Origin of the sequence: Chitinophaga deserti, assembly GCF_003149455.1 — a bacterium.
Lineage (GTDB): Bacteria > Bacteroidota > Bacteroidia > Chitinophagales > Chitinophagaceae > Chitinophaga > Chitinophaga deserti.
In genome coordinates, this window is sequence record NZ_QFFK01000007.1 from 192,945 (window position 1) to 213,849 (window position 20,905).

The 20,905-nt window shown below is 51.3% G+C and carries 16 protein-coding genes; 10 read left to right on the plus strand and 6 right to left on the minus strand.

What is annotated here, in order from left to right; genetic code table 11:
• The first annotated feature begins 77 nt into the window (after nt 1-77).
• The 3 genes from DEV76_RS17410 (at nt 78) to DEV76_RS17420 (ending at nt 5,878) form a co-directional block, all read left to right on the plus strand.
• Entirely contained in the window at nt 78-1,913 is a 1,836-nt protein-coding gene (locus DEV76_RS17410; RefSeq protein WP_109699199.1) for a glycoside hydrolase family 2 protein, read from the plus strand.
• 122 nt (nt 1,914-2,035) lie between these two features.
• A complete protein-coding gene (locus tag DEV76_RS17415) occupies nt 2,036-4,888 on the plus strand; it encodes a M16 family metallopeptidase (RefSeq protein WP_109699200.1) in 2,853 nt (950 codons plus the stop codon).
• Between the two features lie 219 nt (nt 4,889-5,107).
• Nucleotides 5,108-5,878, plus strand: a complete 771-nt coding sequence (locus DEV76_RS17420; RefSeq protein WP_109699201.1) for a sulfite exporter TauE/SafE family protein — start codon at nt 5,108-5,110, stop codon at nt 5,876-5,878.
• Between the two features lie 429 nt (nt 5,879-6,307).
• Here the strand turns inward: DEV76_RS17420 and DEV76_RS17425 are convergent, their stop codons facing one another.
• The 4 genes from DEV76_RS17425 to DEV76_RS17440 form a co-directional block, all read right to left on the minus strand.
• Nucleotides 6,308-7,318: an SO2930 family diheme c-type cytochrome gene (locus DEV76_RS17425; RefSeq protein ID WP_109699202.1), complete on the minus strand. Its 1,011-nt coding sequence runs from the start codon at nt 7,316-7,318 to the stop codon at nt 6,308-6,310.
• 11 nt (nt 7,319-7,329) lie between these two features.
• Complete coding sequence (locus tag DEV76_RS17430) at nt 7,330-8,574, minus strand: parallel beta-helix domain-containing protein (RefSeq protein ID WP_109699203.1); 1,245 nt, start codon at nt 8,572-8,574, stop codon at nt 7,330-7,332.
• Between the two features lie 11 nt (nt 8,575-8,585).
• Complete coding sequence (locus tag DEV76_RS17435; RefSeq protein WP_109699204.1) at nt 8,586-11,333, minus strand: carboxypeptidase-like regulatory domain-containing protein; 2,748 nt, start codon at nt 11,331-11,333, stop codon at nt 8,586-8,588.
• Between the two features lie 111 nt (nt 11,334-11,444).
• Entirely contained in the window at nt 11,445-12,338 is an 894-nt protein-coding gene (locus DEV76_RS17440; protein WP_109699205.1) for a LytR/AlgR family response regulator transcription factor, read from the minus strand.
• 104 nt (nt 12,339-12,442) lie between these two features.
• Between DEV76_RS17440 and DEV76_RS17445 the strand changes: the two genes are divergently transcribed.
• From DEV76_RS17445 to DEV76_RS17460, 4 genes are all read left to right on the plus strand, one after another.
• Entirely contained in the window at nt 12,443-13,279 is an 837-nt protein-coding gene (locus DEV76_RS17445) for a CvfB family protein (RefSeq protein WP_109699206.1), read from the plus strand.
• A gap of 10 nt (nt 13,280-13,289) precedes the next feature.
• Entirely contained in the window at nt 13,290-13,670 is a 381-nt protein-coding gene (locus DEV76_RS17450; protein WP_109699207.1) for an SRPBCC domain-containing protein, read from the plus strand.
• Entirely contained in the window at nt 13,660-14,160 is a 501-nt protein-coding gene (locus DEV76_RS17455) for a hypothetical protein (protein ID WP_232826979.1), read from the plus strand. Before DEV76_RS17450 ends, DEV76_RS17455 begins: the two co-directional genes overlap by 11 nt.
• A gap of 119 nt (nt 14,161-14,279) precedes the next feature.
• Nucleotides 14,280-15,467 (plus strand): DmpA family aminopeptidase, encoded by a 1,188-nt coding sequence (locus DEV76_RS17460; RefSeq protein ID WP_109699208.1) that lies wholly within the window; start codon nt 14,280-14,282, stop codon nt 15,465-15,467.
• 44 nt (nt 15,468-15,511) lie between these two features.
• Here DEV76_RS17460 and DEV76_RS17465 read toward each other — a convergent pair whose 3' ends face one another.
• Complete coding sequence (locus DEV76_RS17465) at nt 15,512-15,853, minus strand: hypothetical protein (RefSeq protein WP_157962950.1); 342 nt, start codon at nt 15,851-15,853, stop codon at nt 15,512-15,514.
• Complete coding sequence (locus DEV76_RS25985) at nt 15,825-16,085, minus strand: hypothetical protein (RefSeq protein WP_157962951.1); 261 nt, start codon at nt 16,083-16,085, stop codon at nt 15,825-15,827. The genes DEV76_RS17465 and DEV76_RS25985 overlap by 29 nt, the downstream gene beginning before the upstream one ends.
• Before the next feature lie 110 nt (nt 16,086-16,195).
• Here DEV76_RS25985 and DEV76_RS17470 point away from each other — a divergent pair, with 110 nt between their 5' ends.
• The 3 genes from DEV76_RS17470 (at nt 16,196) to DEV76_RS17480 (ending at nt 20,858) form a co-directional block, all read left to right on the plus strand.
• Nucleotides 16,196-17,032 (plus strand): metallophosphoesterase family protein, encoded by an 837-nt coding sequence (locus DEV76_RS17470; RefSeq protein WP_109699210.1) that lies wholly within the window; start codon nt 16,196-16,198, stop codon nt 17,030-17,032.
• 89 nt (nt 17,033-17,121) lie between these two features.
• Nucleotides 17,122-19,263 (plus strand): TIM-barrel domain-containing protein, encoded by a 2,142-nt coding sequence (locus DEV76_RS17475; protein WP_109699211.1) that lies wholly within the window; start codon nt 17,122-17,124, stop codon nt 19,261-19,263.
• A 77-nt stretch (nt 19,264-19,340) separates the two neighbouring features.
• On the plus strand, nt 19,341-20,858 hold the full coding sequence (locus DEV76_RS17480) for a S10 family peptidase (RefSeq protein WP_109699212.1): 1,518 nt from the start codon (nt 19,341-19,343) through the stop codon (nt 20,856-20,858).
• The last annotated feature ends 47 nt before the right edge of the window (nt 20,859-20,905 follow it).

A 20,905-nucleotide genomic window follows, 5' to 3' on the forward strand; every position in this document is an offset into this window, starting at 1 on the left:
GTATTCCCTGTGCATCAGAACAGCCTGTTATACTGGTATTCAATTCGGAAATCGATTGTAGTGTTATAATACATCTTATGAAGAAGCAATTGCTCGTATGGTTACTGGCCGCCTCTATGGCCAATGCGCAGGAATATAAGCCGGTTTCGGGCCGCATTATGTCGCCCTGGGCAGAACAGCTTAAAGCCGACAGTGTTTTACAGGAACACCCCCGCCCGCAGTTTGAACGGGGCGGCACCTGGAAGAATCTCAACGGATTATGGAATTACGCCCTCACTGCACGTAACAGTGGCCGTCCCGCTGCATGGGAAGGGAAGATCCTTGTGCCTTTCTGTATCGAATCCGCCCTTAGCGGTGTAGGTAAAACAGTGGGGAAAGATAAGCTGCTCTGGTACCAGCAAAACTTTACCCTGCCGGCAGATGCCAAAGGCAAAAAGATATTACTGCACTTCGGGGCGGTTGACTGGGATACGGAAGTATATGTAAATGGCCAGCTCGCCGTACATCACCAGGGTGGCTTCGACCCCTTTACTGCCGATATCACCCCATATCTCAAAAAGACAAAGCAGCAGGAAGTGGTTGTAAAAGTTTGGGACCCTACCGACGAAGGCCCTCAGCCCCGTGGTAAACAGGTCCGTAAACCAGAAGGTATCTGGTATACACCCGTTACCGGTATCTGGCAAACCGTGTGGCTCGAAACCGTTCCCGTTACCTATCTCTCCGCTGTGCGCCAAACGCCGGACATCGACGCACAAACGCTGACCGTGGAAACCACCGTGGTAAACCCCGTGGAAGGAGATATGGTGAAGCTGACAGCCATGAACGGTGACGCAGTAGTAGCAGAAACCGAAACCACACCCGGTGGTACTGCCGTCCTGAAGATCGCCTCGCCGGAACTATGGTCCCCCGAAAAGCCCTTCCTCTACAACCTCCGCCTGAGCATTGTACGCAAGGGCAAAGCGGTGGATGAAGTGAAGAGCTACTTCGCCATGCGTAAGATCAGCATGGCTAAAGATCAGGCGGGTATCCAGCGAATGCTGCTGAATAATAAGTTCCTTTTCCAATATGGCCCGCTCGACCAGGGTTGGTGGCCCGACGGGTTGTATACCGCCCCATCCGATGCTGCACTGAAGTTTGACGTGGAGAAAACGAAGGAGATGGGTTTCAATATGATCCGCAAACATATCAAGGTAGAACCTGCACGCTGGTATTACCATTGCGATAAGCTGGGAATGCTCGTTTGGCAGGATATGCCCAGCGGCGACCTGGGCAACCACTGGGAAATGCGCCCCGGTATCATTGGCCGTGCGAACGACAAACAACGCAGTCCAGAATCCGAAGGGTATTATCGCAAAGAGTGGAACGCTATTATGGGAACCCTGCACAATGTGCCCTCCATCGTGGTGTGGGTGCCATTCAACGAAGCATGGGGCCAGTTTAAAACGAAAGACATCACTGAATGGACGATGGCCAAAGACCCTTCCCGCCTCGTTAACTCTGCCAGCGGCGGTAACTTCGAGCTTACGGGCCACATCATCGACCTGCATAATTACCCCGACCCCGTTATGCCCGACCCGGTATATTTCGGGGAGAAGCAAATCATCGTATTGGGTGAGTTCGGCGGACTGGGCCTGCCGGTAGACGGGCACGTATGGCAGCAGAAAGACAACTGGGGATACCAGACCTTTAAAACTGCCGGGGAGCTTTTTACGCGTTACGACAGCTATATGGAAAGGATGGAGAAGCTAATCCGCCAGGGGCTTTCGGCAGCTGTATATACCCAAACCACCGATGTGGAAGTGGAAACGAACGGGCTTATGACCTACGACCGTAAAGTTTTCAAGAACCCGGTAGAAGCCTTTTACAAAGCACATCAGCGGCTTTACAAATCCGGCCTCGTCAAGATCCCTTGAGTTTCCGGACATGCGATTATTGCCGGTCATCCCGGAACCGCGGCTGCGAGTCGCGGAATGTCAGTATATTGCCTGACTAAACCTGACAACCGTAAAATCGCATATTTTAATCAACAACCATTATGAAACGTACGTTTTTGTTACTGACGCTTGCGGCTGCAAGCGTCTTTTCTCTGACGGGGAACCCTGCATTCGCCCAGAAAGTGGCCGCCGGAGGCACAGCAGCAGCGGGTGGGGCAGGGCAGAAGATCCCCGCCGATCCGGATCTGAGAACAGGTAAGCTGAGCAATGGCCTTACCTACTACATCCGCAAAAATGCCGAACCCCGTAACCGCGCGGTGCTTTACATGGCGCTCAAAGCAGGCTCCCTCATGGAAAGCGATGCCCAGCAGGGCCTTGCTCACTTCACGGAGCACATGGCTTTCAACGGTACAAAAGACTTCCCCAAAAACGAACTCATCAATTACCTGCAGAAAGCCGGTGTGAAGTTCGGAGCCGATCTCAATGCTTACACTTCCTTCGACCAAACCGTTTACCAGCTGCCTATCCCTACCGATAGCGCTGAGCTGTTCAAGAATGGTTTCAAGATCCTCGCCAACTGGGCAGGGCACATCAGCATGCTCTCTCCGGATATTGATGAAGAGCGCGGTGTAATCGTGGAAGAAGAGCGCCAGCGTGGTAAGAACGCCCAGAGCCGCATCCAGCAGGAGCTGCTCCCGGTTATCCTGCACGGCTCCCGCTATGCACAGCGTATCCCCATCGGGAAAATCGATATCATTCAGAACTTCAAGCACGAAGAGATCCGTAATTTTTACCGCGACTGGTACCGTCCCAACCTCCAGGCGGTTATTGCCGTAGGAGATTTTGACGTGGATGCCGTGGAAGCACTCATTAAAGAGAACTTCGGTAAGCTCACCAACCCCGCCAAGCCCAAGCCGCATGTTTCTTACGATATGCCCGGTAACAAGGAGCCCATCGTGAAAATCGTTACAGATAAGGAATTCCCTTACAACGTGGCTTTCGCTTTCATCCGTCAATCCAGCAAACCTACCCATACTACTTCCGATATCCGGAACAGTATGGTGATCAACATGGCTAACGCTATGCTGGGTGCGCGTATCAGCGAACTGAAGCAGAAAGGCACTGCGCCTTTCGTGGAAGGATCTGCATCTTACGGTTCTTACCAGCAGGGCCTCATCCCCAATCTCAATTCTGCTACCTTACTCGCCGTAACCAAGAACGGGGCCGATCTGGCTAAAGGTCTTGCCGGTGTAATGACAGAGTTTGAGCGCATGGTACAATTCGGCTTTACCGCTTCCGAGCTGGAGGTAGTGAAAAAACAAACCGAAGCTGCAAACGAAAAAGCCAACCGCGAAAAGGATAAAATTCCTTCCAACACTTTTGTACAGGCTTACCTGAAAAACTTCATGTACGGCTCTCCGGTGCTCAGCCCCGATTTCCGTTATGAGATCTCCAAAAAGTTCCTGAACGAGATCACGCTGGAAGAAATCAACGCAGCAGCTAAAAAGATGCTGGGTAAAGAAAACCTGACCATCATCGTACAGGCTCCTGAAAAGGAAAAAGCCACACTGCCCACAGCAGAACAACTCCTCACCGCACTCCGCGATGCAGGAAAAGGACTGAAGCCTTACGAAGACAATAAGATCAACAAACCGCTGCTGGAAAAGAAACCCATCGCCGGTAAAGTAACCAGCACCGAAAAGATAGAAGGCATCGGTGTTACCAAACTCACGCTTTCCAATGGCGTAGTGGTATACCTGAAACCTACTGATTTCAAGAACGACCAGATTATCTTCTCCTCCTACGGCCAGGGTGGTAACTCCCAGGCAGATGATAAGGATCTCACAGCCGTGAATTATGCTGGTAACATCCCTGCTGATGGCATCGGTGATTTCGATAATGCTTCGCTGCGTAAAATGATGGCAGGTACTACCGCTTCAGCACAGTCATATATCAGCGAACTCTACCAGGGTTACAGCGGCAGCGCTTCTCCGAAAGATCTGGAAACCGCTCTGCAGCTGGTTTATGCATATGCTACCAATCCCCGGAAAGATCCCGTAATGTTCAAAAAGAACCTGGAAGATTACATCGTATACATCCAGAATTCTGACGACAGTCCGGATAACGTATTCGGCGATACGGTTAACGCCGTACTTACCGGTAACAGCATCCGCGAAAAGAAAGCGACCGTGGCAGATATTGCCCAGATCAACCTCGACCGTTCTTTCGAGTTCTACAGAAGCCGTTTTGCAGACAACAGTGGTCAGACATTCGTGTTTGTAGGCAACTTCGATATTGCGGCTATCACCCCACTGCTGGAAACTTACCTTGGTGGCCTGCCGGCGAATAATCGTGCCGAGAAGTACATCGATCGTGGCGTTCGCCCCCTTAGCGGCAAAGTTGAGCGCATCGTGAAGAAGGGTATTGAAGACAAAGCGCAGGTGAAACTGTTCTTCTACAACAGCTACCCCTTCAGCATGGAGAACAATATGCAGCTGAGTGCCCTGAGCGACATCCTGGAGTTTAAGGTACTGGAGCGCCTCCGCGAAAAAGAAGGCGGTGTGTACAGTCCGAATGTGGGCGTAGGTTATGAGAAGCTGCCTTATGGCAACTACAATCTGTCTATTTCCTTCAGCTGCGCACCGGCTAACGTAGATAAACTGGTAAACGCTTCGCTGGAAGAGATCGAAAAGATCAAGAAGAACGGTGCTACTGCGGAAGACGTAGAGAAGTTCAAAGCAGAATACCGCCGCTCACTGGAAGTAAACCTACGCGAAAACAATTTCTGGCTGAACTACCTCACCGGTAAATTCAAGAACGGTGAAGATGCTACTTCTGTACTCACGCAGAACGAGCGCCTGAACCAAGTTACACCCGAGAGCGTGAAGGCAGCAGCCAACACTTACCTCAGCAATGCCAACTACTTCAAGGCCGCACTGGTGCCTGAGAAATAGTATTTGCATCATATCATTTATAAGCGCCCCGCCAGAATTGCGGGGCGCTTTTTTATATAAATTAGTTTGTGCGAAAGTCTGCAATTGAAGTTGTATTTAATCCGACTTTTACAATGCAGGTGAGGATGTGGTTTATAGTTTACCCGGTTTAGCCAGGTAATTGGCAACTTTGGTATTTGTCTCCCCCAGTTTTCTCAGACTTTTTATAATTTCGCAGGCATGCTGGAGGAAACGATCTTATTATGCCTTGTGTCATTTTTTGCAGGATTTATTGATGCGATAGTAGGTGGAGGGGGCTTACTGCAAACCCCGGCTATTATGATCATCCTGCCCCAATACCCGGTAGCCACATTATTGGGAACCACTAAAATCCCTTCATTTTCCGGAACCACCCTGGCCGCCTGGCGTTATTCCCGGCATGTAAACCTCGACTGGAAACTGCTCGCGCAGGTGGCATTGCTCGCCTTCGGCGGGGCTTTTTTAGGGGCCTATTGTGTTTCCATGATCGATAACCGGATCATAAAGCCCATTATTTTCTTCGTGTTAATTATCGTTGCCGGATACACTTATTTCAATAAAAGCTTCGGACAGCCCCGCAACATTGACCATACCCGTACCACTCAACTGGCACTGGGAATGTTTTCCGGTTTCGGTATCGGGTTTTACGACGGACTCATCGGCCCGGGTGCAGGTACTTTCCTAATCCTCGTCTTTATCGCTTTCATGGGATATGATTTCCTACATGCTTCCGCCAGTGCCAAACTGATCAATATGGCTACCAACATTGCATCCTTGTCATATTTCGCCCTTGCCGGACATGTTTTATACAAATTCGCCATTCCCATGGCCGTTTGTAACATGACTGGGGCCTTTTTTGGCACCCGGCTGGCCCTGTTGAAGGGTAATGCCTTCATCAGGATCTTCTTCCTCATCATCGTTTTCGCCACCCTGCTTCGCTTTGCCTGGGATATATGGGTGGCGAATAGCTGATTAATTCTTAGATATTACTTATTGAAAATGAGCTGATAATGTGGGTGGTTTCCATGTCAGACGGTTGTTTGTGCCATCTATTGGGTATTGTTATGGCCCGGTGTTGAGCTGAAATGTGCCGCGCAACGGCTGCCCGATAGCGGACGAAAGCCCGGTTCCCCTCATTCCAACCCCGGTCTTCAGGCAGGATGGCTATTAACATAATCCGTGGTCAAGCCGCAGATACCCCGGGGTTATCCCGTAGATAAGCCGCCCTTATATAGGGGCGGCTTATGGGCGGCTTAAGGGCGGGATATAGGCGGCTTAAGGGCGGCTTATCTGATTTATTACCGTGCCTTTTAGTTGGCTGCAGGAGGGAGATTCCCTGAATACAAAAAGGCGCCCGCAAGCGGACGCCCATTGTTGGCAAGGGATGTATGATTCTTAAGATTACCTGGGTAGTTGGCGTATCCATTCCGCAATAAGGGCTACACCCTCGCGGTGGGTTACCGTGCGCGCCAGTTCGGGCATGGCCGTTCCGGGCTCATTGCTGTTCATCCGGTAATGGAGGATGGAAGCCTCCGGATTGCCGGGAACTACGTCATAATCGAGTCCTCCGGCGCCATTTCCGGCACTTACCGGTCCTTTGAGTACACCGAGCCTTGCAGGAGCCTGCTGACCGTATTCGAGAAATAAACCGGTATTATCAGCGTCACCGCCTTTGGTATGACAGTGGGCACAGTTCACGTCGAGGTAAGCGCGGGCACGCTCGTTAACCGTGAAATGGACACTATCGTTCCAGACCGGGAATGGTACCCGCTTCGAAGCGTCGGGAACGCCCTGGATGATGCCGGAAGCGGCCCATTTTTCCAGTTGACCCTGGTAATTAACATTACGTGCCTTCGGCCCGATAGGGATGAGGGTACCACCCGAAGCATGACAGCGCTTGCAATCGTTGGTATTCGGGATCACATAATGCGTAGGAATCCGGTTACCGCTATCGTCAGTAAGGGTAATGGGCACCTGGGCGCCTGCCACCCATTTCACGGCTTCGGTTTGCTCCGCATTCCATTTGTAATTCATGACCTTCCATTTCCCGTCGGCCACATCTTTATGCAGGAGCCTGGTTTCGAGGAGCACTTCTTTACCCAGACTGTCGCGGTACGCGAAATTCTTGATCAGGTAAGTGCCGTCGGGGAACCCCAGGGAGCCGGTGTCGGTATACTGCATGGTATTGCCTTCAGGCAAAACAATAAAGCGCCTTTTTACCGTGTAATCGGTGAAGAGCGGCGTTGCCAGCTCATAAGGGTGCACCCGCGGGGAGGGCGACAGTTCCTTCAGTTGTCCGGTAAAGAAACCGTAATCCGAAAGCTTATCGAGGAACCCCACCGGGTGCTTTGCGGGCTGGGCGCAGCCCGTTGCGAACATTCCGATCCATGCCAGAGCTATCACTATTCTCATTTCTTCAAATACTATTTACAAATGAAAGGTTGCATATCCGTGCCCGGTTTCCAGGCTGGAGTGCCGATGTTCATTCCGTCGGCATTCACAAACAGGTTCTCACCCGGTTGCTGGATACAGATGGAATCGGGATTGATTTTCTTCTCCTGAGTGATGACGTTGGTGCTGATGCCGTCGTAAACGATAGGCGGAATTCTTTTACCAATGGCTTTTTCAATACCAACGAGGATCTGCCCGGTATGGTGCTTGTAAGCTGCTTCGGGGAACGCTGCGCCCATTTCTATCGTGTTGTTATGGATATAGATGTTTTTGGAAACCGGGAAGTAGCTGGCATTGATTTTTTCACCTGCTTTAGCATCCACGAAAAAGCCGGACACGAGGGCAATGGCGGCGGAATTGTTATTGATGATCTTGTTATTATAGATCTCCACATCAGAGGTTGCCTGGATAATAATGCCGCAGCCGGGCGCTGCATTACCTACGCCCCAGGTAGTGCCGAAGCTGCCTGATTTGGCGAAGTTCCGCTCATTATTATCGTGGATGTTGTTGTTGTAAGCCTTCACCTGTCCGCCGCGCTGGGAGAGGTCCGGCAGGTCGAACACGAGGAAGCCGGCGGTATTGCCGTAAAACTCATTGTCGTATACTTCTGCGTTGGTAGTGTTCTCTATTTCGCAGCCGGCTACGTTTTTATATGCTTTGCTCTTTCTTACAATAGCCTTGTTGGATTGCCCTACATAGATGCCTGCATCAGATGCGCCTTCGGCGTAACAGTCTTCTACCAGTACATTGTTGCAAAGCACGGGATAGATACCGTATCCGCCGCTGGTGGAGTCTGCCACTGCCCATATAGCGTGCACATCGCGGATTACAACGTCTTCGCTTTTATTGACTTTCAACAGATCACCCTTGGATTCCCGGATAGTCATACCGGAGATGGTAAACCCTTTCAGTTCCGCAACCCGGATGCCTTCACCTCCCTGCGTCTGGGCGGAGAAGTCGAGGATCGTTTTGCCGGAACCGGCACCGCTGATACGGATGTGTTTCAGCTGAACAAGACTAAGGTTGTTAAACTTGTAGGTGCCTTCTTTCAGCTCAATGGCGCTACTGTCTGTAAGCGTGAGGAACGCTTCGGTGATTTTGCTTTCTTCTCCGGGACTGAACACGAGCGTTTGCTTGTATCCATCCACGGGGGGCTTTTCCGGGGTGCCGCAGGCCGCTATCATTGCGAGGGCCAGGAGGGAAGAGTAATATTTCATGTAAATGGTTTTTAGAATACGTTATAAGCGTAAGTGATGTAATATACCCCGCCAATGCCGGGGCTGCCGAAGCCGGTGTAGTAGTATTTATTAGTCAGGTTTGTTGCACCGAGTTTGATCCTGCTCTTGATTACAGGCAATTTATAACTTACCTGTGCATCCAGCACTACATTGGCGTCTATCGTTCCACTGGCGAAGCCGATGGAATAGAAGTAAGCCGGGCGGTAGCGGAGACTTGTATTGAACGAGAACAGTTGTTTCTTACCCATTCCTGAATTGCCGAATTCGAAGTTAACTTTCCAGTTAGGGGTGTTGAAATTGTTGATCTGGCTGTTGTTACGGTTCTTAAGGAAGTCTGACGAGAAGTTGACCTTGGCGCCGAAGTTGCGCGACAGGTCTACACTCACGCTGGCGGCATACCCGTAGGTATTTACTTTCTCAGCGCCATTGTAAGCAATGTTGTAAGCGATGTATTTGCTGCGGTCTTTAAAATCTTCTACATTATCCGAGCCCGGCGTATTGGCAACGTTTACATAACCGATGAAGTTCTTCCAGGTGGAGTAGTATCCCAATACATCGATCAGCACACATTTGGCTACAAGGGCGGAATATCCCAGTTCAAATGCATCTACCGACTGGGGCTTGATGTCTTTAGGTTCGAACTTCTTCAGTACAGAAGGATCGTTCGTCTGCCGGTATTTGTTCACGCTTTCCAGCAGGTAAGGCTGGTATTTATCGAACTTGTATTCGCCGTAGAGCAGCCTTGCAGAACCACCGGAGGCGTAGGAGTTATAATCTACGAGTGTGCTTTGGAGCGATTGAATGTTGGAGGGGAAGCTATAAGCGTTCTGGTACGAGAACCGGAGGAAGTGCTCCTTAGTGGTTTCGAGTACGGCAGAAAGGCGGGAAGTAGTGCGGGGCTTTTCGAAAAGCGTGTTCTTATCGAGCCGGAACGCCGCACCCAGCTTCAGCTTGTTGTTAATCATCTTTTTGGAGAAATGGGCAAAGGCACTGTATTCCGCCACATCGATGGGGCCCTCTTTATCCGGGAAGAGTGTGCCTTCCGAATCCAGTTTGTAGATGCGATAGTTAAGGCCGGCAATTACTTCGGCCCATTTCACCAGGCGGGTGAAGTTGTACTGAAACTCGGCATTGTAAAGCTTACTACGGTCCAGGAAGAGGGTACCACCTTTGGAGGTGGGGATGGCGGAAATACTGTCGCGCAGCCGGTTGAAGTGGTCGCTTCCTGCAAGGGGCCTTCCCTGGTCGGCCGCAGCACGGGCAGCGAGGTGTGCATCGGTGAGGGATTGTCCGCCTGCGAGGGCTGTAATCAGTCCGATGGTATATTGCGGGTACCAGCCATCGCCCGTATTGCCGTCATAACTGGGCTTCCAGGCTTCGTTGATGAGCTGTGCGGTAGGGCTGGCGATGATGGTGTTCCCGGAGTTTTCGCGGGTGGTATAGGCGCGTACGAACCAATGATCGGCGCGGAGTTCTGCGCGGTACTGGGCCAGTTTGAAGCCGTCCAGTGCGTAACGGGTATCGTTACTGTAAACCGCTGTGCCATCGCCAAAGGTGCCAGACAGGATGGCCTGCAGGCCGGGCTTGATGTTATAGCGCATTTCTGCATTCACTTTCAGCATTTTGGCGTCGTTGCTGAGGTATCCGTATTCGGGATAACCGGTACGGGCCACGTAATTGGTGGGGTTGGCCAGCAGCGGGTCTACGATGGGAGCCGTGGAAGGGTCCATGGCCTTAATGGCTTCGAGGAAGGGGTTGATGTCGACAGAGGTTTTGCTGCCATATGAGTTAACACCGTTGTAATTGGGATCGGTGTATTTGTTACCCATACTATTGGTATTGCTGGTGTCTGCTGCCAGCCAGTCTTTCGCTTTGGTGTACTGGGCATTCACTTTAAAAGCGAAGCGGTCGCTCACCTTGTAAGCCCAGCGCAGCGTCCAGTCATAATAAGGAGATGCTCCCATGGGGTCGTTACCGGCACCTTTCTTAATGTGGTTAACACCCTGCGTGATCTGGAAGCTAAGGCCCTGGTACTTGAAGGGGTCTTTACCGGTCATGACCAGTGTACCGTTCAGCCCGCGGGAGCCATAAAGGGCAGAGGATGCCCCGGAAAGGAGTTCGAGGTTGTCTACATCCAGTTCTGTGAGCCCGATGGCGGCGCCAAGGGGGAAGTTGAGGCCGGGTGCCTGGTTGTCCATACCATCCACTACCTGTGTGAAGTTGGTGTTACCGCTGGTATTGAAGCCGCGGGTGGTAATGGTGGTAAAGGTGAGGGAAGAAGTGGTGATGTCGACCCCTTTGAGGCCCTGCAGCATGGAGAAGTAACTGGGCTGGGGGGAGTTGATGACATCTTTGTTGTCGATCCGTTCGATGGTGACGGGGGATTCAATTTTCCGCTGTACGTTTCTGCTGGCGGAAACAACGACCTCCGTTCCAAGGATGGAGGAAGGGACGAGGGCGATATTTATGGGGCCCGGACTACTGACTGTTACTTCCTGCGTGGCGTAGCCAACAGAGGAGAAAACGAGGGTCACGGGGAGGGGAGCGCGTAAGGTGAAGCGGAAATTCCCCTGATCATTGGTATAGTCGCCATAGGGCGTGTTACGGGCCTTTACGGATACCGCAGGCACCGTTTCTCCCGTTTGGCTGTTCTTTACCTTGCCCGACAGCACGTGTTGGGCAGGCAGATTCCAGGCGGATAGCATGGCTATCGAGAACAGTAGCATCAGTTTGTACATGGGCGAAGAAATTTTGGTTGGGATGGTAAAGGCGATATTATGCTTTTACCATTCACCGCCTGCCTGTACGATGCTGTTTCGGGGTGAAGGGAAGGGGTTGCGGGGTGAAAATCAGGAATCCGGGGTGAATTTCTGCTGGAACTGGGGCAGATAACTGGCGGAAACCGGTACCGGGCAATCGTCCATTCCTTCGAGCATCAGGTAATGTCCCTTCGCGTTTTTCTTGAATAACAGCACGTTGGATATGTTTACCATGTAAGAACGGTGCGCTCGTGCCACACCATGGGCAGCCAGCTGCGGCTCCAGCTTTTTGAGCGACGAACGGACCAGTTCCTTCTTCACTTCCTGCCCGTTCCGGTAAAAAACATGCACGTAATTATCTTCCGCCTTCACCATAATGAGGCTCGAAGGCGGGAGGCTGAGGGCAAGCTTATCGTATTCATCCCGGATCAGGAGGGTATCTTTTTCTTTTTCCCTGTCTTCCGCAGGGGCCAGCGCAATATCTTTCAGCCGGGCGGCGGAGGCACGGCTCTGGAACCAGAGGAGGGCAATGGAGTAGGGAAGGGCCAGTACGCCGAAGCCATACTTCCAGGTATCCCAGTATTCGAGCCAGGAAAAGGTGAGGTAGCTATGCAGGGACACATTTACGATGTTAACGATGCCTGCCACCAGGAGCGTTTCGCCAAAGAACCAGGCGAGGAACTGCCAGTGGGTAAGCGGCTTCTTCCCCTTCAGCCTTATCAGCAGAAACTGGGAAATGCTCATGGCGGCGATGCCACTGATGGAGAAGGCTCCAAAGGCACCCGTAACGCCAAACGGTCCGCCTTCGTACCACTGGTTCATGTTGAAAGGCGTAAACACGTACATGAAAAGAAAACTGAAACTGCCGCAGAAAAGGATGAGCAGCAGCCGGTTGCCTACCGGCTCCAGCAATTGGAAAGGGGCAGACAGCCAGGCCGGAACTGCCGGCAGGCCCTTGGCGGGTAATATGAGCGTATCTTTCATAATCCGTGGATTGTACCGTTAATTTATCGATCTTTTTCGAAATTCCGCTACTCACGCCTCCCCGTTATTTTTATCGTACCTTTACGGCCGAATTTCAATAATATATGTACAAGGTTGGCGAGTATAATCAGCTGAAGGTCAAAAAAGAGACAGATTTCGGCGTATATCTGGACGGTGGCGGGGAAACGGAAATCCTCCTCCCTAAACGCTATGTTCCCGAAGGCACCCGCCCCGGAGACGAGCTCACCGTTTTTCTCTATCACGATTCCGAAAACAGGCTGATCGCCACTACCGACAAGCCGAAAGGCATCGTGGGCGATATCATTTCCCTCAAAGCGGTAGACATTACACATCAGGGCGCGTTCCTCGACTGGGGGCTTGCCAAAGACCTCTTCGTTCCCCTTTCCCAGCAATTATCCAAAATGCTGAAAGGGCAGGATTACCTGGTGATGATCTACCTCGATGAACTTACCGGCCGTGTAGCCGCTACAGAAAAGATCGATCCCTACCTCAGCAATGATCCGCTGACGGTGCAGGAGAAAGATGTGGTAGACCTTGTTATTTACCGCCGCTCAGACATCGGGTTCATTACCATTATTAATAACCGCCATACCGGCGTACTTCACTATTCCGACGTTTTCCGTTCCCTCGATATCGGCGACCGCCTGAAGGGTTTCGTGAAAGCCGTGAAGGAAGATGGTAAAGTAGATGTGGCCCCCGGCCAGCCGGGCTTTAACCGGACTGAAGATGAATCAGGCCTGCTGCTTCGCCTGCTCCGGGAAAACGACGGGTACCTGCCGTACCACGATAAATCCGACCCGGATGAAATCCGTGAGTTTTTCGGCATGAGCAAGAAAACCTTCAAAATGACGGTAGGCACGCTCTACAAACAACAAAAAATTGAACTGACTAAAACCGGCATCAAGCTGATCGAAGAATAAACCGCCTGATATGAAAGACTTTAAGCAACATTTCGTGATTCCCGCACCTCCTGAAGATGTTTACCAGGCGCTTACCCGCGAAGCCACCATAAGGTTGTGGACGGGTGATGTCGCTGAGATGAGCACTGAACCGGGTTCGGAATTCTCGCTCTGGGATGGCAGCATTGCCGGCCGTAACCTGGAGTTTGAAGAAGGACGGAAGCTGGTTCAGGAGTGGTACTTCGGTGAACAGGAACCTGCTTCCATCGTTACGATCATTCTGCACCCACATAAGAAAGGCACTTCAGCAGAGCTGCGCCACAGCAATATCCCCGACGAAGCTTATGACGATATCGTGGAGGGCTGGCGCGATGCTTATTTCGGTTCCCTGATCGAATTCTATGAAGACTAGCAAGTCGGAGATAAAGCCGGTTACAGTGCATGAGCTGAAGAAAGAAATGCTTTCACTGCCTCAGGCCGAGCTGGTAGAGATGTGCCTCCGGCTGGCCAAATTCAAGAAAGAAAACAAAGAACTGCTCAGCTACCTGCTGTTCGATGCCTCGTACCCGGAAACGTACCTCGACCAGGTACGGGGTTATATCGATATGGAATTCGACGGGATGGGCACAACGCATGCCTATCATGCCAAGAAAACCGTGCGTAAGATCCTGCGTGTTACCAACAAACACATTCGCTTTACACAATCCAAAACCGCAGAAATAGAATTACTCCTGCATTTCTGCAAGAAGCTCCGCCGCGCGGGGGATTTGCTGAAGAACAGTGTGCAGCTGAGCAACCTGTATTTCCAGCAGCTGCGTAAGATCGATAAAACGATCGCTGCCCAGCACGAAGACCTCCAGTATGACTACCGCCGCGAGCTGGATGCGCTGATGAAGGTCTGACGATCCTCCTGTTGTGAATTACGTTTGAATACTGATGCCCCGGAAGAGAGAAAAGGTTTACTTTGGAGAAGTTAATTCCCGTAGAGATTTCCAATTTACCTCATATAAACCGTCCTGTTATGAAGTTCCCGGCTTTAATCGTTTTATCCTGTTTCCTCACTGCTTTAATCACCCATGAAACCCATGCTCAGCAGGCAGTCCGTGCCCGTGATCTGGGTATTCCTTTCCCCGGTAAAACCGGCAGATACAATGCTATTACGGATGTGCCCGGCGTAAAAGTGGGGCTTACCACACTTATTTCCGGCGAAGGCAATCTGCAGACCGGGAAGGGGCCCGTGCGTACCGGGGTTACTGCGATCCTGCCGCGCGGCAATACTTACGATCCAGTATTTGCCGGGTGGTTTGCGCTCAACGGTAATGGTGAGATGACGGGCACCACCTGGATATCAGAATCCGGGTTTATGGAAGGGCCCATTACAATTACCAATACCCATTCAGTAGGCCTGGTGCGTGATGCGGTTGTGGAATGGCAGTACAGGCACAAACACTTTCTGCCGCTGGAGGAAACAGACGGATTGTTCTGGGCGCTTCCCATAGTAGCAGAAACGTACGACGGTATGCTGAACGATATCAATGGCATGCACGTCAAAAAGGAACATGTTTTTCAGGCATTAGACAGTGCTAAATCCGGGCCGGTGGCGGAAGGCAGTGTTGGCGGGGGAACAGGGATGGTGAGCCATGGGTTTAAGGCAGGTACCGGTACGGCCTCGCGGGTAGTACGCGTGGGGGATACCACTTATACCCTGGGTGTGCTGGTACAGGCTAATCACGGAGGGAAGCAGCAGTTTACGATTGCAGGTGTGCCTGCAGGGCCGGAAATCAAGTCGCCTAAGTGGAAGATGAAGTTCGGGGAAATTAAACCCGGAACAGGCTCCATTATTGTGATTGTGGCTACTGATGCTCCCTTGCTGCCACATCAGCTGAACCGCATTGCCCGCCGGGTACCCATTGGTATCGGTAAAGTGGGAGGGCATGGAGAAAACACTTCCGGCGATATCTTCCTGGCCTTCAGTACAGCCAACCCGAAAGCCTCCCGGCGCGATGCAGCGCCGAAGCTGGATATGGTGCCCAATGATCATATGGACCCGCTGTTCTACGCCACCGCACAGGCAACGGAAGAAGCAATCCTCAATGCCATTGTTGCCGGGCGCGACATGACGGGCATTAACGGAAACTTTGTGCCCGGGTTGCCACATGATGAAGTGGTGCGCCTGCTCAAAAAGTATAACCGCTATGCGGGAAAGTGACCATTTGAAAGTTAAACGAAAAGAAAGATGGGGAACCGGGCGGGTTAACTGCGTGCCCTTGTGCCGAAAATGTATCCCAGCACGGTAGTGAAGATAGGAGACAAATCATTGAGGATAAACTGCAGGTTGGCAAAAGCCATGCTTGTATGATTATCCTTTGTCGTAACTGCCTCGCATAATTTACATGCTGCAGTTGTACTGCTTATTGCCGGCTCCCGGCAATGGCCACAGCCCTGGAATAGAAAAATCAATGTATATAAGAGAATTGTCCCTGCTAACATCCAAAGCAGCATTTTGGCAAGCCACATGCCGGCAGTTTGCTCTGCTGTTAGTATGGCGGAAGATAAACCGGTAATGTTAACGGCTTTGATGTCTTTTACTTTCATAGTCATACTTTTGTCGTCTGCGTTTAATGTTATCGAATGTATCTGAATGTAAAATCGTTTTGATATCCCTTTCAGTATTTTCAGCAACAATCCTGCTTCCTTCGCAAGCTTCATCTACTGCCCACTGATAAAAAGATACCATCTGATTGCATAGCTTGGTTCTGTCATAAATGCCGGATTGGATATACAGTTTCTCCATAACTTCATCCGGAATTGTAAGTGCAAACGTCATAATTCAACAATTTTAGTTCCGCCAATTATAAAATATTTTTCAACACAAAAAATTCAAAAGGCCCTAATTATTTTTTTCAATTATCTTGGAGACTGTTAAACTTCACGCTTATGATTTCACGTAGAAACTTTCTGGAGCTTTCCCTCAAAAGTATTGTTCTCATTGGCGCAGGTTCAACCCTGCAATCCTTTGCTCCCGGCGGGTTTGTTCTGCCGCCCCGCAAAAAGGTGAAGCTCCGTTTCGCCCTTGCATCGGATGGGCATTACGGCCAGCCTAAAACTGCTTTTGATGAAAACCACAGCAGCATGGTGCAACTGCTGAATGCAGAAGCTTCCGGCAGAGGACTGGATTTCTCCGTCATCAACGGCGATGTTTTTCACGACGATCCCAAGCTTATACATCCGGCCAAAGCTGCATGGGATAAACTCTCCATGAAATACTACGTTTCTCACGGCAACCACGATAAAATTCCTGAACCGGAATGGGAAAAAGTTTTCGGTACTGCATGGCATTACGATTTCAGGCAGGGTAGTAATGCTTTCATTGTTCTCAATACTGCTGATGTTACTGGAAAATACATCTGTCCGGATCTTGAATGGACGCGTACCGCGCTCGCCAAACATAAAGACGCGAAGAACCTCTTCGTGATCATGCACATCACACCCGTTAAATGGACGGAGCATGGCATCGACTGTCCGGAGCTGATTGAAATGTTCTCCGCCCAGAAGAACCTCAAAGCAGTATTCCACGGGCACGATCATGCGGAAGACGGTATGAAGGAAAAGAACGGTAAACACTTCTTCTTCGACGGCCACCTCGGCGGCAGCTGGGGCACTCCTTATTTCGGATACCGCATCGTGGAAGTGCTCAACAACGGAGAAGTACTCTGCTACCAGGTGAATCCCAAAGTGAAGGAGCCTGTTAACTCCCACACCGTAGCCCAATAAACAATATTTTCACCGTGTTTGGCTGAATCTTCACCTTGGAGCGGCAAGTCCGTATTATCTGATTATCTTTTGGTTCAATATCCACGAGTATGAACATCAGATTTTCATTGCCGCTGCTGACAGGACTGTTATGCCTGTCTACAGCCCTGAGCGCCCAGCTTCAATGGCGCGAAGTAATGCCCGGTGTCTGGAAAGGTACCGCAGGTCTGCCCGAGAAGGTAACTCTTCTTGGTATTGCCGCTGCCACGCCAGACAGTGCCGCCCTCCGGCAACTCCCAACATCTTCTTTCCCACTTGATCCCGGAGATATTTCCGTGAAGCTTTCCGATGGCAAAGTGTACCTGCGCTTCCCCCTCGAAAGGAATGAACAGATCTTCGGCCTCGGCCTCAACTTTAAAACCGTGAACCAGCGCGGGCGTGTTAGCCAGCTGCATATGGACCACTACGGCGGTAAAGATGACGGCCGAACCCATGCTCCCGTACCGCTGTACATTTCCTCACGCGGGTATGGTGTACTCGTGGATGCCGCGCGTTACATCACGGTTTACGCCGGTACTGCAGTGCGTACAGACACGAAGAACCCTCCTGTATTGCACGACCGTAACGGGAACAAACAATGGGAATCGCAACCTTATTCTGATGCTGTAGAGATGCTGGTGCCCGCGGCAGGAGCAGAGATCTATATTTTTGGTGGTCCTACCGCTATGAATGCCGTGCAGCGCTATAATCTCTTTAACGGCGGTGGCTATCTCCCTCCCAAATGGGGCCTGGGCTTTACACAACGTGTACCTACGCTGTATAGTCAGGACGATATAATCCGTGAAGCGAAGGAGTTCGAGGAACATAAGTTTCCGCTGGACTTCATCGGTGTGGAGCCCGGCTGGCACTCCATGTCTTACCCCTGCACATTCGAATGGGATAACAAGCGCTTCCCTGACCCTGCAGGATTCATTAATAAGCTCTCAGGGATGGGCGTAAAAGCGAATCTCTGGATAAACCCTTACGTTTCACCCAAAAGCGGCCTGTATGCGCCCATAAAGCCCCTTTCCGGGACGCATACAGTATGGAACGGACTGGTGGCTGATTTTACCCTGCCGCAGGCAAAAGCACTCTTCAGGGAGCATTTCATGAAGAATCATATCAGTCTGGGTGTGAGCGGTTATAAAATGGATGAAAACGACGGGTACGATAAATGGCTCTGGCCCGATGTGGCAACCTTCCCTTCAGGCACTTCTGCCGAGCAGATGCGGCAGATATATGGTCTGGCCATGCAGCAGATGACCGATGAATGGTTCCGGGAACAGAACCGGCGGACGTATGGACTGGTACGTGCTTCCAACGCAGGCGCCAGCCGTTTTCCTTACGTGATTTACAATGATTATTATTCACACCCCGACTTCATTACCGCCCTTGTGAACAGTAGTTTCATCGGTGTGTTGTGGACGCCGGAGGTTCGTGCTTCCAAATCCGCAGAAGAGTGGGTGAGGAGGATGCAGTCGGTATGCTTTTCACCCATGGCCATGCTGAATGCCTGGGCAGATGGCACCAAGCCATGGTCGTTCCCCGAAGTGGAAAGCGCGGTGCAGGAAGTGGCACTGTTGCGTATGCAGCTGTTGCCTTACCTCTATTCCACCTTTGCCCAATACCGTTTCGAAGGCAAGCCGCCATTCCGGTCTATGAACCTGATAGACGGCTTTGCTTATGTACCCCAGGTGAGCGGCGGTAAGCTGGATGCCACACTGAACCCTTATGAAGCAAAAACTCGTTCCGAACTGAAGGATCAGTATATGATGGGCGACAATATGATTGTGGCGCCTTTCTTTGCCGGCGATTCCAGCCGTAAAGTGTATCTGCCCAAAGGCAAATGGTACGATTTCTATACGGGTGAACTGGCAGGGGAAGATGGTGTGATCACCGTTAAGTCGCGCCTCGACCGTATTCCGCTCTTCGTACGGGACGGCGGGCTCATCCCAATGATCCCGCCCCGCAGGCAGGCGCCACTGCCCGGAGAAACACTGCCCCTCGAAGTGCGGGTATACGGCAGTGCTCCCGGCTCCTTTGAGCTGTATGACGATGATGGCAATACCTTCGACTTTGAACGCGGACAATTCTCCAGGGTTACACTTAAAGCCGCGGGTGGTAAAGGCAGTATGGATAAACCGAAACCCGGGAAGCCCTTCGGTTATACTCCCAAAGTAAAATGGACGTTCATGACCGCACAGGGGAAATAATGCGCCTTTTATCCCTTTGATGTGGCAAAGAGCGATTTATTTCCCATATTGAGAAATAAATCGCTCTTTATTAACATATGAAATCAACCTTCACCGCAGCCTGCCTGCTTTGCTGCACCAGCCTCTTTGCCCAGAAAGCGGAACCGGCCAATGAACTGGCTGCCGGTCCCGGAGCTAAAGAACGGACCCTCCAGATAGACGCTTCCGTAACCACTAATCACGAGGTTACCATCAAGGGCCAGCGCGTTCCTTATAAAGTAACCGCCGGAACTTTACCCGTATGGGATGATGAAGGCAAAACCATTGCCGGCGTGTTTTACACCTACTTCGAGCGCACTGGCGTAGCGGATCAGGGTGCGCGGCCTTTAGTGTTTTCATTTAACGGTGGCCCGGGAACGGCCTCCGTTTGGATGCAGATCGGGTATACCGGCCCGCGTGTACTGAAGATAGATGATGAAGGTTATCCCGTACAGCCTTATGGCCTCAAAGACAACCCTCATTCCATCCTTGATGTGGCGGATATCGTGTATGTAGACCCCGTGAATACCGGCTTTTCCCGCATGGCAAATAAAGACGTGCAGGGTTCGAAGTTCTTTGGTGTGAACCAGGATGTGAAATACCTCGCTGAATGGATCAGCACTTTCATTACCCGCAACAAACGCTGGGCAAGTCCTAAATACCTTGTAGGCGAAAGCTATGGCACTACCCGTGTATCGGGCCTGGCGCTGGAACTGCAGAATGCACAATGGATTTATGTAAACGGGGTAGTGCTCGTATCGCCCACAGAACTGGGTATTGAGCGCGACGGGCCTGCCGCTGCGGCATTGCGCCTCCCTTACTTTGCGGCTACCGCCTGGTATCATAAAGCCCTCGTGCCCGAGTTACAACAGAAAGATCTGAATGCAGTGCTCCCTGAAGTGGAAGAATTCACCATCCGTGAATACCTGCCTGCACTGGCGATGGGTGGTAACCTGCCCGAAGCAAAACGGAAAGAAATTGCGGCGAAAGTAGCGAAGTATGCCGGCCTTACCGAGAAAACCGTGCTGCAGAATAATCTCGATGTATCTACCAACTTCTTCTGGAAAGAACTGCTGCGTGATCGCGGATACACAGTTGGCCGTCTGGATTCCAGGTACCTGGGGATCGATAAGAAAGACGCCGGGCAGAGCGTGGATTTCAACGCAGAGCTTACTTCATGGCTGCATTCGTTTACGCCGGCCATCAACATGTACATCCGTGAGGAGCTGAAATATAAAACCGATCTGAAGTATAATATGTTCGGCCCCGTTTGGCCCTGGGATAATACAGGAAACCGCACGGGAGATAACCTCCGTCAGGCGATGGCGCAGAATCCTTTCCTGCATGTGTTCGTACAAAGCGGTTACTACGATGGCGCCTGCGATTATTTCAATGCCAAATACAATCTCTGGCAGATGGACCCGGGCGGCAAGCTGAAAGACCGTATGTCGTTCGAAGGCTATCGCAGCGGGCACATGATGTATCTCCGGAAAGACGATCTGGCTACCAGCAATGAACACCTCCGCCAGTTCATTCTCAAATCCATACCCAAAGCTGGTCAGGCCGCGAAATACTAACACCGGGCTTCTTAATATTTCCGCCATTTTATTCCGGATTTCCGGTA

Bases quoted from the DNA above. Each gene is read 5' to 3' on its own strand.
- DEV76_RS17410 (WP_109699199.1), top strand. From the start codon at position 78: ATGAAGAAGCAATTGCTCGTATGGTTACTGGCCGCCTCTATGGCCAAT.
- DEV76_RS17415 (WP_109699200.1), top strand. From the start codon at position 2,036: ATGAAACGTACGTTTTTGTTACTGACGCTTGCGGCTGCAAGCGTCTTT.
- DEV76_RS17420 (WP_109699201.1), top strand. From the start codon at position 5,108: ATGCTGGAGGAAACGATCTTATTATGCCTTGTGTCATTTTTTGCAGGA.
- DEV76_RS17425 (WP_109699202.1), bottom strand. From the start codon at position 7,318: ATGAGAATAGTGATAGCTCTGGCATGGATCGGAATGTTCGCAACGGGC.
- DEV76_RS17430 (WP_109699203.1), bottom strand. From the start codon at position 8,574: ATGAAATATTACTCTTCCCTCCTGGCCCTCGCAATGATAGCGGCCTGC.
- DEV76_RS17435 (WP_109699204.1), bottom strand. From the start codon at position 11,333: ATGTACAAACTGATGCTACTGTTCTCGATAGCCATGCTATCCGCCTGG.
- DEV76_RS17440 (WP_109699205.1), bottom strand. From the start codon at position 12,338: ATGAAAGATACGCTCATATTACCCGCCAAGGGCCTGCCGGCAGTTCCG.
- DEV76_RS17445 (WP_109699206.1), top strand. From the start codon at position 12,443: ATGTACAAGGTTGGCGAGTATAATCAGCTGAAGGTCAAAAAAGAGACA.
- DEV76_RS17450 (WP_109699207.1), top strand. From the start codon at position 13,290: ATGAAAGACTTTAAGCAACATTTCGTGATTCCCGCACCTCCTGAAGAT.
- DEV76_RS17455 (WP_232826979.1), top strand. From the start codon at position 13,660: ATGAAGACTAGCAAGTCGGAGATAAAGCCGGTTACAGTGCATGAGCTG.
- DEV76_RS17460 (WP_109699208.1), top strand. From the start codon at position 14,280: ATGAAGTTCCCGGCTTTAATCGTTTTATCCTGTTTCCTCACTGCTTTA.
- DEV76_RS17465 (WP_157962950.1), bottom strand. From the start codon at position 15,853: ATGAAAGTAAAAGACATCAAAGCCGTTAACATTACCGGTTTATCTTCC.
- DEV76_RS25985 (WP_157962951.1), bottom strand. From the start codon at position 16,085: ATGACGTTTGCACTTACAATTCCGGATGAAGTTATGGAGAAACTGTAT.
- DEV76_RS17470 (WP_109699210.1), top strand. From the start codon at position 16,196: ATGATTTCACGTAGAAACTTTCTGGAGCTTTCCCTCAAAAGTATTGTT.
- DEV76_RS17475 (WP_109699211.1), top strand. From the start codon at position 17,122: ATGAACATCAGATTTTCATTGCCGCTGCTGACAGGACTGTTATGCCTG.
- DEV76_RS17480 (WP_109699212.1), top strand. From the start codon at position 19,341: ATGAAATCAACCTTCACCGCAGCCTGCCTGCTTTGCTGCACCAGCCTC.